Origin of the sequence: Pseudomonas sp. FBF18, from assembly GCF_024261405.1 — a bacterium.
Taxonomy (GTDB): domain Bacteria; phylum Pseudomonadota; class Gammaproteobacteria; order Pseudomonadales; family Pseudomonadaceae; genus Aquipseudomonas; species Aquipseudomonas palmensis.
The window spans coordinates 54,844-67,016 of the sequence record NZ_QKRS01000001.1; the positions used below are offsets into that span (position 1 = coordinate 54,844).

Genomic DNA, 12,173 nt, shown 5'->3' on the forward strand with positions numbered 1-12,173 from the left:
GATTGCCGAGCGGTCGGCATCTGCATGCGGGCCAATTGCCAGCGTCCGGTACCCGCATCAGGTGGTAGTATCCTACGCTTTTACTCAGCTTCGGGATTAGTTATGAAAGTTGCCATTCTTTCCGGCTCGGTCTACGGCACTGCCGAGGAAGTTGCACGCCATGCCGCCTCGCTGCTCCAGGCGGCGGGTTTCGAGACCCTGCTGGCCAACCGTGCCAACCTGCAGGACGTTCAGGGCTTTGCCCCGCAGGCCTTTCTGGCGATCACGTCCACCACCGGCATGGGCGAGCTGCCCGACAACCTGGTGCCGCTGTACAGCGAGATCCGCGATGTGCTGCCAGGTGCCTGGCGCGGCTTGCCCGGTGCGGTGATCGGCCTGGGCGACTCCTGCTATGGCGACACCTACTGCGGCGGCGGCGAGCAATTGCGCGAGCTGTTCGCCGAACTGGGCCTCGACGAAGTGCAGCCGATGCTGCGTCTGGACGCCAGTGAAACCGTCACCCCCGAAACCGACGCCGAGCCCTGGCTGGCCGAGTTCATCGCCAGGCTGCGCGGCTGATCACAGCGGTTGCGGGCGCTCGCGCAGCAGCGCCAGCCAGGCCTGCGCCGCCCGTGACAGGTAGGCGCCCTGGCGCCAGATGAAGGCGATGTCCCAGCGCAGGTCGCTGGGCTCGCTCAAGGTCACACGCACCACCCCCGGCCGTTCCAGGCCCCGTGCCACCACCCGTGGCAGCAACACCACGCCTTGGCCTGCCGCCACCAGTGCCGCCAGAAAATCCGCCTGGCCGCTGCGTCCGCCTTCCTTCGGGGTAAAGCCATAGGCCTGGCAGGCCGCCAGCAGGCGATCATTGAGCACGAAGCTGCGCTGGTACAGCAGAAACGGCGTGTCGGCCAGTTGCCCCAGGTTGATGCTGCCGGCAGTGGCCAGTGGGTGGGCTACCGGCAGCAGTGCATCCAACGGTTCGTTGCAGAAGGGCTGGCACTCGAAGCCCGGCGTGGTGGGCGTGAGGCTGCCGCCCAGCTCCAGCTCGCCGCTGCGCACGGCGTGCTCCACGTTCAGGCTGCCGCCTTCGAGCAGTTGCACGGTGATGTTCGGGTAGCGCCGCCGGTACTCGGCGAACAACCCGGCAAACAGCGCGTCGCTGCCCAGCAGCGGCAGCCCCAGGCGCAACTCGCCCCGCGCCAGTTGGCCAAGGTCGTCGAGTTCGTTGTGCAGTTCCTGGCGCAGCCGCAGCATGGCCTCGCCGCGGGCCAGCACGATCTTGCCGGCGTCGGTCAGGTGCAACTGCGAGCCATGGCGGTCGAGCAGGGCCATGCCCAGGTCGTGCTCCAGCTGCGCCACCTGCTTGCTCACGGCTGACTGGCTGATATGCAGGGTCTGAGCGGCCTGGGTGAAGCCGCCGCGATGAACCACTTCGACAAAACTGCGTAGCTGCTTGAATTCCATTGCCTGAATTCCATTATGGAATGGAGGCCAGTCTAACAATTCGCTTTTTGCATGGGCAGCGGGATTTTAAACTGCAGACCTCAGAGGACCCCTTCGATGACTGCCGTTTCATTCAAGAAATTTTCGCGCTTGCTCGCTGAACTGGGCGTGCTGCTGGTGCTGTACCTGCTCGGTTGCCAGCTGTCGGCCTGGCTGCACTGGCCGATCCCGGGCGGTGTGGTGGGCATGGCGCTGTTGCTGCTGGTATTCGCCACCGGGCGGGTCAAGCCGGCCACCCTGCAGACCGGCGCCACCCTGCTGATGGCAGAGATGCTGCTGTTCTTCATTCCGGCGCTGATGAGCCTGCTCGACTACGGCCCGCTGCTGCGCAGCGAAGGCTGGCGCATTCTGCTGGTGATCAGTGCAAGCACGCTGCTGGTGATGCTCGCCACTGCCTTCACGGTGGAGTGGGCGTGCCGCTGGAGGCTGCGCCATGACGCTTGAGCCGATGTCGCTGTTCTGGCTGGCGCTGACCCTGCTGGCCTACCTGGGCAGCCGCTGGCTGTACCGACGTACCGGGCGCTACCTGCTGTCGCCGCTGATCCTGGTCCCGGTGGTGCTGCTGGCGGTGGCGGTGCCGTTGCACACCGGTTACGCCGAGTATGCGCGCAACACCCACTGGCTGATGTCGGTGCTGGGCCCGGTCACCGTGGCCTTTGCGGTGCCGATCTGGCAGCAGCGGGCGCTGCTGGCACGCCACTGGCCGGCCCTGTCGCTGGGCATGCTGGTGGGCAGCGCGGCGTCCATCGGCAGTTCGTGGGCCCTGGCCCATGCGTTGTCGCTGGACAATCAGGTGAGCCTGTCGCTGCTGCCACGCTCGATCACCACACCCTTTGCCATGCCGCTGGCCCACGACCTGGGCGGTGTGCCGGAACTCACCGCGGTGTTCGTGATGTTCACCGGGGTGCTCGGTGCCCTGATGGGCGGGGTACTGCTCAAGTACCTGCCCTTGCGCACGCCGCTGGCACGCGGGGCGCTGTTCGGGGTGGGGGCGCATGGTGCCGGGGTCAGCCGAGCCCATGAGGTGGGCGGCGAAGAGGGCTCTGTGGCGGGGCTGGTGATGGTGCTGACGGGCATTTTCAACCTGTTCATGGCGCCACTGTTACGTTACCTGCTGTAACTATTTACTGCCCTGACCCGATGGGCCAATAAGCTGGCTGGCAATGCAACACCCGCCATCGAATCGCGCCTCTAGACTGACCGGCAGCAGAGCACACCCATGTGCCGAGGTGATTGCAATGACCGCCGCCAACCCTTTGCCCGACAACGCGCTGCCCCCAGGAAGTTGCAGCCCCGAACCAGGACCTGCGTGATGCCCCTCGCCGAGATTCCCTTGAGTGTCTGGCGTACCCGTGGTCGCAGTTTCACGTTTCGCCAGCAATCGATTCGCTACTGGAGCGCAGGGCAGGGCGAGCCCCTGCTTCTGCTGCACGGCTTCCCCACTGCCAGCTGGGACTGGCACTACCTGTGGCAACCCCTGGCCCAGCGCTTTCGCGTGATCGCCTGCGACATGCTCGGCTTCGGTGACTCGTCCAAGCCGTTGCACCACACCTACAGCCTGCTGGAGCAGGCCGACGTACAGCAGGCCCTGCTCGAACACCTGCAGGTTCAGGAGCCGGTGCACCTGCTGGCCCATGACTATGGCGCCACGGTGGCCCAGGAACTGCTGGCCCGTCACCACGAGGGGGCGGCCCAGGTGGCCAGTTGCGCGTTTCTCAACGCCGGCCTGTTCCCGGAGTGCCACCGTGCGTTGCTGGTGCACAAGCTCCTGCTCAGCCGGCTTGGCTGGCTGGTGGCGCGCTCGTTCGGGCGCGACGACCTGGTCAGGAATGTCACCCACCTCTATGGCCGCAGCACACGCCCCAGTGAAAGCGTGCTGGATGACTGCTGGAGCCTGATCGCCTCCAACCGTGGCAATCGCATCCTGCACAAGCTGGCAGCCTATGTACCCGAGCGCGTCACCTGGCGCGAGCGCTGGGTGGCGGCCTTGCAGCAGTCAGGCGTACCGCTGCGCCTTATCAATGGAGCCGCCGACCCGGTATCGGGCGCGCATGTGGTGGCGCGCTACTGCGAACTGGTGCCCCAACCCGACACCGTGACCCTGCAGGGCATCGGCCATTATCCGCACACCGAGGCACCGGTACAGGTGCTGCGCCACTACCTGGCATTTCGGCAGCAACCTCTGCCAAGCCTGGCGCACAAGGTCGCCTGGTCCTGATCATCCCGCTGCCTTATCGCCTGCCATTCAGCGTCCGCCCGGTTGATTGTCCGGGGCCGGGCGCTGGCTGACACTGGCTGCCATATTCCTTGCAGTTAACGGAGTGCCGAGATGACCGAGTCGATTCGCCTGGATGAAAAAGTAGTGATTGTGACCGGCGCTGGCGGGGGCCTCGGGCGTGCCCATGCGCTGCTGTTCGCCCGTCATGGTGCCCACGTGGTGGTCAACGACCTGGGAGGCTCCACCCATGGTGAGGGCGCCAGCGCATCGGCGGCCGACCGCGTGGTGGCCGAGATTCGCGAGGCGGGCGGCACGGCGGTGGCCAGCCATGACTCGGTCACCGATGGCGAGCGTATCGTCCAGCAGGCGCTGGACACCTTCGGCCGCGTGGATGTGCTGGTCAACAACGCCGGCATCCTGCGGGACAAGACCTTTCACAAGATGGAGGACAGCGACTGGGACCAGGTGTACCGCGTGCATGTGGAGGGTGCCTACAAGCTCACCCGCGCCGCCTGGCCGCACCTGCGCGAGCAGAACGCGGGGCGGGTGATCTTCACCTCGTCCACCTCGGGCATCTATGGCAATTTCGGCCAGGCCAACTACGGCATGGCCAAGCTGGGCCTGTACGGGCTGACCCGCACCCTGGCGCTCGAGGGGCGCAAGCACGGCATCCTGGTCAATGCCATCGCCCCCACCGGTGGCACGCGCATGACCGAGGGGCTGATTCCGCCGCAGGTGTTCGAACAGCTCAAGCCCGAGCTGATCAGCCCGCTGGTGGTGTACCTGGGCAGTGATCGCTGCCAGGACACCGGCGGGCTGTACGAGGTCGGTGGCGGCTGGGTGGGCAAGGTGCGCTGGGAACGCAGCCTGGGGGTGGGCTTCGACCCGCGCCAGGGCATGAGCGTGGAAGACATCGCCGCAAGTTGGGATGCCATCGGCGATTTCGAGGGCGCGGTGCACCCGCAGGACAGCCTCGAGGCGTTGCAGCAGATGATGGCCAATCTGCACAGGCACGCAGGCTGAACCGGGCAGCACAAATAAAAAAGGCCGCTGCAAAAGCAGCGGCCAAGCAAGACGTAGATCAAGGAGCTTCAAAATCAACGTCGGTGAACCTGAAGGGGGAGGGTTCAACGTGTCAGGTGGTTACTCTAGGGGGAGAGGATTAACCTGACATTAACCGCCAAACCATCGGCCCAGCGCCTGGCGAAACCGCGTTTCGCTGCAAGCCCGGCCAGCATAGCCAGCCCCCCTACCGAAAAAAATAGACGTTTCGGACATTCACTGTTGCAAAGTGGGTAACAGTGCACCAAAACAGGTCACTGTGGTTCATAGCCCATGCGCCAGCTGATTGCCTGCGCCGCCGCCTGCAGCTGCTGCGCCGCCGGGCCCTGTTCATCGGCATGGAAAATCGAGGTCGGGCCCACCACGGTCAGCACGGCAGCGATATTGCCCATGGCGTTGAACACCGGTGCCGACAGCGCATCCACCCCCGGCATCAGCAGGCCATGCACATGGTGCAGGCCGCGTGCGCGGATCTGCGCAAACAGCGCTTCGTAGTCTGCGGCGTCCTGGCCCAGGGCAAGCAGTTCCTGGTCGCGCAACTCGATGGTCTCGCGCTGGGGCAGGTAGGCCCCGAACACCAGCCCGGTGGACGAACTGAGCAACGGCAGCACCGAGCCGATCTGCGTCACCACCGTCACGGCGCGCACCGCAGGTTCGATGTTCACCACCGTTGCGCCCTGGTTGCCCCACACCGCGATAAAGCAGCTTTCATTGAGTGCGTCACGCAGCTGTGACAACGGCATGGCCGCCACTTTGAGCACGTCCATCCCGCCCAGCGCGGCCAGGCCCACGCGCAGGGCTTCACGGCCCAGCCCGTAGTGGTTGGTGGCCGGGTTCTGCTCGGCAAAGCCGCTGGCGATCAGGGCTTGCAGATAGCGATGCACCTTGCTCGCGGGCATCTGCACATGCTCGGCCAGGCGCGACAGCGAGGTGGCCGGCGAGAGCTGGGCCAGCGCCTTGAGAATGTCGGTACCGACCTCCGCCGAGCGGACCTTCTGTTTGCCGTTGCTGTCGGCGGTGCTGGTTTTGCTCATGGGAAAGGGGTCCGTGTTGACAGGTGGGCGTCTTTATAGCTTGACGGGTTACAGGTATCAAATTACGTTATGCGTAATCAGTTTACGATAATGATAACGCTACCTGACTGGAGGCTCGATGAACGTCGATTCCACTCCCGCCCTCGCTTACCAGAGCGGCTTCGGCAACGAATTTGCCAGCGAGGCATTGCCCGGCGCCCTGCCGGTTGGCCAGAACTCCCCGCAAAAAGCCCCGTATGGCCTGTATGCCGAGCTTTTTTCCGGCACCGCATTCACCATGGCGCGCAGCGAGCAGCGGCGTACCTGGCTGTACCGTATCCGGCCATCGGCACTGCACCCGGCATTCGAACGCCTCGAGCGCCAGTTGAGCGGCGGCCCGCTGGGCCCGGTAACCCCCAACCGGCTGCGCTGGAGCCCGCTGGACATCCCGGCCGAGCCCACCGACTTCATCGACGGCTGGGTAGCCATGGCGGCCAACTCGGCGGCGCAAAAGCCGGCCGGCATCAGCATCTACAACTACCGCGCCAACCGTTCCATGGAGCGGGTGTTCTTCAACGCCGATGGCGAACTGCTGCTGGTCCCCGAGCAGGGCCGCCTGCGCCTCGTCACCGAGCTGGGCGTGCTGGACGTGGAGCCGCTGGAAATCGCCGTGCTGCCCCGTGGCCTGAAGTTTCGCGTCGAGCTGCTCGACAGTCAGGCGCGTGGCTACATTGCCGAAAACCACGGCGCGCCGCTGCGCATTCCGGACCTGGGCCCGCTGGGCAGCAACGGCCTGGCCAACCCGCGCGACTTCCTCGCGCCGGTGGCCCACTACGAAGAGCAGCAGGGCCCGGTGCCGCTGGTACAGAAGTTCCTCGGCGAGCTGTGGGGCTGCGAACTGCAGCACTCGCCGCTGGACGTGGTGGCCTGGCACGGCAACAACGTGCCGTACAAATACGACCTGCGCCGTTTCAACACCATCGGCACGGTCAGCTTCGATCATCCCGACCCGTCGATCTTCACCGTGCTCACTTCGCCTACCAGCGTACCGGGCATGGCCAACATCGATTTCGTGATTTTCCCGCCGCGCTGGATGGTGGCCGAGAACACCTTCCGTCCACCGTGGTTCCACCGCAACCTGATGAACGAGTTCATGGGGTTGATCAAGGGCGAGTACGACGCCAAGGCCGAAGGCTTCCTGCCCGGCGGCGCCTCGCTGCACAGCTGCATGAGCGCCCACGGCCCGGATGCCGAAACCTGCGCCAGGGCGATTGCCGCCGACCTTGCACCGAGCAAGATCGACAACACCATGGCGTTCATGTTCGAGACCAGCCAGGTGCTGCGCCCGACCCGCCATGCGCTTGAATGCCCGCAACTGCAGGCCGACTACGACACGTGCTGGGCCACCTTGCCGAGTACCTTCACCCCGAATCGGAGATAACCATGAACCAGTCCGCCATTGCCCGCAGTTGGGTCGAGCACGCCAACGGGCATAGCGATTTCCCGCTGCAGAACCTGCCGCTGGGTATCTTCAGCCGTGGCAGCGACGAGCGTCGCTGCGGTGTGGCCATCGGTGACGCGATTCTGGACCTCGACGCGGTGCTGGCCGCCGGGCTGTTCGACGGCCAGGCCCGCAATGCGGTGCAGGCCACCCGCGGTGGTGCGCTGAACGCCTATTTCGCCCTGGGCCGTGAGGCCCGCGTGGCCCTGCGCGAGCGCCTGCTCGAACTGCTGGGTGCCGACAGCCCGCACCAGGTTGCGCTGAAGCCGGCCCTGTACCCGGCCGCCGAGTGCCAGTTGCACCTGCCGGCGCGCATCGGCGACTACACCGACTTCTACGTAGGCATCGAGCACGCCAAGAACGTCGGCAAGCTGTTCCGCCCCGACAACCCGCTGCTGCCCAACTACAAGTACGTGCCGATCGGCTACCACGGCCGTGCGTCGACCATTCGCCCGTCGGGCACCGATGTCCGTCGGCCCAACGGCCAGACTCTGCCTGCCGGGCAAACCGAGCCGAGCTTCGGCCCGTGCGCGCGGCTGGACTACGAACTGGAGCTGGGCATCTGGATCGGCCAGGGCAATGCCATGGGCGATGCCATCCCGGTAGCGCAGGCAGGCGAACACGTTGCCGGCTACTGCCTGCTCAACGACTGGTCGGCCCGCGACATCCAGGCCTGGGAATACCAGCCGCTGGGCCCGTTCCTGTCCAAGAGCTTCATCTCCACCGTGTCGCCCTGGGTGGTCACCGCCGAGGCGCTGGAGCCGTTCCGCTGTGCCCAGCCGGCACGCCCCGAAGGCGATCCGCAGCCGCTGGCGTACCTGCTCGACCCGCGTGACCAGGCGGGTGGCGCGTTCGACATCGAGCTGGAAGTGCTGCTGCTGACCGAGCGCATGCGCGAGCAGAACCTGCCGGCGCATCGCCTGACCCTGAGCAACACCCTGAGCATGTACTGGACCGTGGCGCAGATGGTTGCGCACCACAGTGTCAACGGCTGCCAGTTGCAGCCAGGCGACCTGTTCGGTTCGGGCACCCTGTCGGGCGCCAAGCCTGGCCAGTTCGGCAGCCTGCTGGAGATTACCGAGGGCGGCAAGGTGCCGATCGAACTGGCCAGTGGCGAGGTGCGCAGGTTCCTTGAAGACGGCGACGAGATCATCCTGCGCGCGCGCTGCAAGCGTGATGGCGTGGCGTCGATCGGTTTTGGCGAGTGCCGCGGCAAGATCCTGCCGGCACATTGAGAGGGTACGAGCATGGAACTGTATACCTACTACCGTTCTACCTCGTCGTACCGCGTGCGCATTGCGCTGGCGCTCAAGCAGCTGGATTACCAGTCGCTGCCGGTCAACCTGCTCAAGGGCGTGCAGCGCGAGACCGAGTTCCTGGGGCTGAACCCCCAGGGGCGCATCCCGGCGCTGCGTATCGACTCGGGCGAGCTGCTGGTGCAGTCGCCGGCGATCATCGAGTACCTGGAGGAGGTTTATCCACAGCCTGCGCTGTTGCCGCAGTCGCCGGTGGCGCGGGCGCAGGCGCGCGCCGTGGCGGCGCTGATCGGTTGCGACATCCACCCGCTGCACAATGTCAGCGTGCTCAACCAGCTGCGTGAGTTGGGGCATGACGACACCCAGGTGAACGCCTGGATCGGCCACTGGATCACCCAGGGGCTGGCGGCGGTGGAGCAGATGATCGGCGATGCGGGGTTCTGTTTCGGCGATGAGCCGGGGCTGGCGGATGTGTACCTGATCCCGCAGGTGTATGCGGCCGAACGGTTCAATGTGGACCTGTCGGGCTGGCCACGGATTCGCCGGGTGGTGGCGCTGGCCGGTGAGCATGATGCGTTCGTGCAGGCGCATCCTTCGCGTCAGCCGGATACCCCCTGATGGCCCATTCGCCGGCCAGGCCGGCTCCTGCAGGCGCTGCGCGGCCCGTGTAGGAGCCGGCCTGGCCGGCGAAGCTTTCAGTGCACCGAAGGCGTCGGCGGCGGCAGGTGGCTCAGCCGCTCGGTCAGGCGCAACCGCTGGATCGGGTCATCCGTCAGCATCAGCGCATGCTCCAGGTCAAACCGCTCTGCCTGCGGGCAATCCAGCCGCTGATACAGGGTCGCCCGCGCCAGGTAGTCGCTGGCGCTGGCCGAGCCCAGCAACAACACCCGCTCGGCATCCTTCAGCGCCGCAAGGTCATCATCATTGCTCGCATGCAACTGACGCAGGTTGCGCGACAGTCGTTGCAGCATCTGCTGTGCGCTGGCCGTCACCAGATGCTCGGCGCTCAACGGCAACTGCGGGCCGAACTGGCGGCTGAGCAACTCGCGACAATCGGCCGGGTACAACCGGCGCCCGCCGCAGGGGTCCAGCAGGTGATCGGCCCCCGGCACGCGCAACAGGAAATGCCCCGGAAAATTCACCCCCTCCAGTGGTATCGACAGCCCGCGGGCCAGCTCCAGCGTGAGGATCGCCAGTGCCAGCGGTTGCCCGCGACGACGTTGCAGCACCTTGTTCAGCAGCGCCGCCTGTGGGCGCAACGGGTGGTACTCGTCCTGCTGGAAGCCCGCCGCGCTGAGCGCCCGCAGCAACGGCTGCGCCAGTTCGCTCACCGGCAGCATGGGCAGGCTCTGGCTGACCTGCTGCTGCACGAGCTGCAACTCGCCCAGCACCTGGGCCGGCTGCACGCTGGCATCATGTTCGGCAGCGATCCACAGCGCCGCCTCGAACAGGGCGGCGGGGTTGCGTTCCAGGCAGGCCAGGCAGGCTTGGCGTGGGGTCATGGCAGTCTCCGCTCAAGCTTCTGTTGTAGCGCCGGCAGGGGCGTTCGTCCAGTGCCGCAACGTGTGCCTTCGCGCCGCCTATACTGGTGGGAGCACTGACTCACGAGGGCTGGGCAATGTTCGCTCTCATGCAAAGCACGCGCACCCACTCACTGCACCTGTGCGTCGACCCGGCCACGGGCCTCAAGGCGGTGATCGCCATTCACAACCAGCGGCTGGGCCCGGCCATGGGCGGTTGTCGCTATCTGCCTTACCCGGACGACGACACCGCAATGACCGATGCCATTCGCCTGGCCCAGGGCATGAGCTACAAGGCTGCCCTGGCGGGCCTGCCGCTGGGCGGTGGCAAAGCGGTGATCATCCGCAACCCCCATGTGGAAAACCGCGCTGCGCTGTTCGAGGCCTTCGGGCGCTTCGTCGACAGCCTGGAGGGGCGCTACATCACCGCGACCGATAGCGGCACCTCGACCCTGGACATGGACTGCATCGCCCAGAGCACCCGGCACGTCACCAGTACCACCACCGCCGGCGACCCTTCGCCGCATTCGGCCATGGGCGTGTTCGCCGGCATCCGCGCCACGGCGATGGCGCGCCTGGGCACCGACAACCTGGAAGGGTTGCGCGTGGCTGTGCAGGGGTTGGGGAATGTCGGGTTTGCCCTGGCCGAGCAGTTGCATGCGGCGGGGGCGGTACTGCTGGTCAGCGACCATGACCCGGGGCGGGTGCAACTGGCCATGGAGCAGTTGAATGCGCTGCCGGTGGCCAGCGAAGCGCTGGTCAGCACGCCTTGCGACATCTTCGCGCCGTGCGGGCTGGGCCCGGTGCTCAACAGCCAGAGCGTCATGCAGCTGCGCTGTGCCGCGGTGGCCGGCTCGGCGAACAACCAGCTGACCCACCTTCAGGTCGCCGACCAGCTCGAAACCCGCGGCATTCTGTATGCCCCGGACTACATCATCAATTCCGGCGGGCTGATCTACGTGGCGCTGACCCACCAGGGCCAGGACCTTGGCACCATCACCGCGCACCTGGCGCGCATCCCCACGCGGCTGACCGAGGTCTTCGCCCACGCCCAGGCCGAGAAGAGTTCGCCGGCCCGCGTGGCCCAGCAACTGGCCGAGAAGCTGGTGTACAACGCCTGATGCCTACTCGGCGGGCTGCTCGGCAAGCAGCTCGGACAACGCGTCGGGCTGGCTCTTGAAGGCCTTGGCGAACACATCGCGGTTCTTCGCCATGTAGATACCCGCTTCCTCGACCTGCTGTTCGCTCAGCGACGGCACGGCCTTCTGCAGCACCTCGGCGAGCAGTTCGGCCAGCTCGAGCATCTTGTCGTGACGGTCTGCTTCAGCTTTATCCATGAACAAGCGCTCCAGATCGCGGCTGCTGCGGTATACCACTTCGACGGCCATTCATCACCTCACATGCCTTTCGATAATTGATGTGTACGAGTACTGTGTTTTTATACAGGTAAAAGCATAAGGCAAACCACCACGTTTGGGTAGTGGCATTTTTATAGCTCAATTTGCTCGCAATGGTGGGGTGGCGGGTGTCTTGCGGCAATCGGTCGCCTTCTCAAGCTGTGCCGCTGGCCTTTTTACTGCATGCAGGCAAAGCGTCACCTGGGTGGCGCATCCTCCCTTCGTCGTTTCCAAGGAATTCGCATCGTGAACATCAAATGGGCTGAAAAAGTGCGCAAGGGCCTGCATGGCTCGGCGGATTCGCTGGGCAACCTGTGCGTGGAGGCCTTTCATTACCTGGCACTGTTCGGCATCGGTGCCATCACCGCCTATGCGGCGGTGTCGGCATTCATCGAGATGATCGGCAAGGGTGGGGTGAGCGTCGATGACATCCTGCTGCTGTTCATCTACCTGGAGCTGGGGGCGATGGTGGGGATCTACTTCAAGACCAACCACATGCCCATCCGCTTCCTGCTGTACGTGGCGATCACCGCGCTCACGCGCCTGCTGATCGGCGATGTGTCGCACCACAAGGCCCCCGACGTGGGCCTGCTGTATGTGTGCGGCGGGATCCTGCTGCTGTCGTTCTCGATCCTGGTGGTGCGCTACGCCTCGTCGCGCTACCCCTCCACCAAGGCCATCGACGCCAGCGGCAAGGAAATCGAAGAGGCCAAGTAGCCTT

The 12,173-nt window shown here is 65.5% G+C and carries 14 protein-coding genes; 10 read left to right on the plus strand and 4 right to left on the minus strand.

Annotation, left to right across the window (positions count from 1 at the left end; genetic code table 11):
* Positions 1–102 precede the first annotated feature (102 nt).
* Positions 103–558 carry a flavodoxin gene (locus tag DN387_RS00330; protein WP_043860425.1) on the plus strand — a complete coding sequence of 152 codons (456 nt, stop codon included), beginning with the start codon at positions 103–105 and terminating at the stop codon, positions 556–558.
* Here the strand turns inward: DN387_RS00330 and DN387_RS00335 are convergent, their stop codons facing one another.
* Positions 559–1,446: a LysR family transcriptional regulator gene (locus DN387_RS00335; RefSeq protein WP_043860424.1), complete on the minus strand. Its 888-nt coding sequence runs from the start codon at positions 1,444–1,446 to the stop codon at positions 559–561.
* 96 nt (positions 1,447–1,542) lie between these two features.
* Here DN387_RS00335 and DN387_RS00340 point away from each other — a divergent pair, with 96 nt between their 5' ends.
* The 4 genes from DN387_RS00340 to DN387_RS00355 all read left to right on the plus strand — a co-directional run bounded on the left by DN387_RS00340 (position 1,543) and on the right by DN387_RS00355 (position 4,726).
* Positions 1,543–1,929, plus strand: a complete 387-nt coding sequence (locus tag DN387_RS00340; RefSeq protein ID WP_054914882.1) for a CidA/LrgA family protein — start codon at positions 1,543–1,545, stop codon at positions 1,927–1,929.
* Positions 1,919–2,605: an LrgB family protein gene (locus tag DN387_RS00345; protein ID WP_054914881.1), complete on the plus strand. Its 687-nt coding sequence runs from the start codon at positions 1,919–1,921 to the stop codon at positions 2,603–2,605. Before DN387_RS00340 ends, DN387_RS00345 begins: the two co-directional genes overlap by 11 nt.
* A 192-nt stretch (positions 2,606–2,797) precedes the next feature.
* Positions 2,798–3,703, plus strand: coding sequence for an alpha/beta fold hydrolase (locus DN387_RS00350; RefSeq protein ID WP_043860421.1), 906 nt, complete (start codon positions 2,798–2,800; stop codon positions 3,701–3,703).
* Positions 3,704–3,814: 111 nt separating this feature from the next.
* A complete protein-coding gene (locus tag DN387_RS00355; RefSeq protein WP_054914880.1) occupies positions 3,815–4,726 on the plus strand; it encodes an SDR family oxidoreductase in 912 nt (303 codons plus the stop codon).
* A 293-nt stretch (positions 4,727–5,019) separates the two neighbouring features.
* On the opposite strand, the gene DN387_RS00360 is transcribed toward DN387_RS00355, so the two are convergent.
* Complete coding sequence (locus DN387_RS00360; RefSeq protein WP_043860419.1) at positions 5,020–5,799, minus strand: IclR family transcriptional regulator; 780 nt, start codon at positions 5,797–5,799, stop codon at positions 5,020–5,022.
* Between the two features lie 118 nt (positions 5,800–5,917).
* On the opposite strand from DN387_RS00360, the gene hmgA reads away from it, so the two are divergent.
* The 3 genes from hmgA to maiA are packed head-to-tail and all read left to right on the plus strand — an operon-like array spanning position 5,918 to position 9,153.
* Positions 5,918–7,219 carry a homogentisate 1,2-dioxygenase gene (gene hmgA, locus DN387_RS00365; protein WP_043860418.1) on the plus strand — a complete coding sequence of 434 codons (1,302 nt, stop codon included), beginning with the start codon at positions 5,918–5,920 and terminating at the stop codon, positions 7,217–7,219.
* Positions 7,220–7,221: 2 nt separating this feature from the next.
* Positions 7,222–8,514, plus strand: coding sequence for a fumarylacetoacetase (gene fahA, locus DN387_RS00370; RefSeq protein WP_054914879.1), 1,293 nt, complete (start codon positions 7,222–7,224; stop codon positions 8,512–8,514).
* A gap of 12 nt (positions 8,515–8,526) precedes the next feature.
* Entirely contained in the window at positions 8,527–9,153 is a 627-nt protein-coding gene (maiA, locus tag DN387_RS00375) for a maleylacetoacetate isomerase (protein ID WP_054914878.1), read from the plus strand.
* 77 nt (positions 9,154–9,230) lie between these two features.
* Here the strand turns inward: maiA and DN387_RS00380 are convergent, their stop codons facing one another.
* Positions 9,231–10,037 carry a SirB1 family protein gene (locus DN387_RS00380; protein ID WP_043860415.1) on the minus strand — a complete coding sequence of 269 codons (807 nt, stop codon included), beginning with the start codon at positions 10,035–10,037 and terminating at the stop codon, positions 9,231–9,233.
* A 116-nt stretch (positions 10,038–10,153) separates the two neighbouring features.
* Here DN387_RS00380 and DN387_RS00385 point away from each other — a divergent pair, with 116 nt between their 5' ends.
* Positions 10,154–11,176 carry a Glu/Leu/Phe/Val dehydrogenase dimerization domain-containing protein gene (locus DN387_RS00385; RefSeq protein ID WP_054914877.1) on the plus strand — a complete coding sequence of 341 codons (1,023 nt, stop codon included), beginning with the start codon at positions 10,154–10,156 and terminating at the stop codon, positions 11,174–11,176.
* 3 nt (positions 11,177–11,179) lie between these two features.
* Here DN387_RS00385 and DN387_RS00390 read toward each other — a convergent pair whose 3' ends face one another.
* Entirely contained in the window at positions 11,180–11,443 is a 264-nt protein-coding gene (locus tag DN387_RS00390) for a YebG family protein (protein ID WP_043860413.1), read from the minus strand.
* Positions 11,444–11,698: 255 nt separating this feature from the next.
* On the opposite strand from DN387_RS00390, the gene DN387_RS00395 reads away from it, so the two are divergent.
* Entirely contained in the window at positions 11,699–12,169 is a 471-nt protein-coding gene (locus DN387_RS00395) for a phosphate-starvation-inducible protein PsiE (protein ID WP_043860412.1), read from the plus strand.
* Positions 12,170–12,173 lie beyond the last annotated feature (4 nt).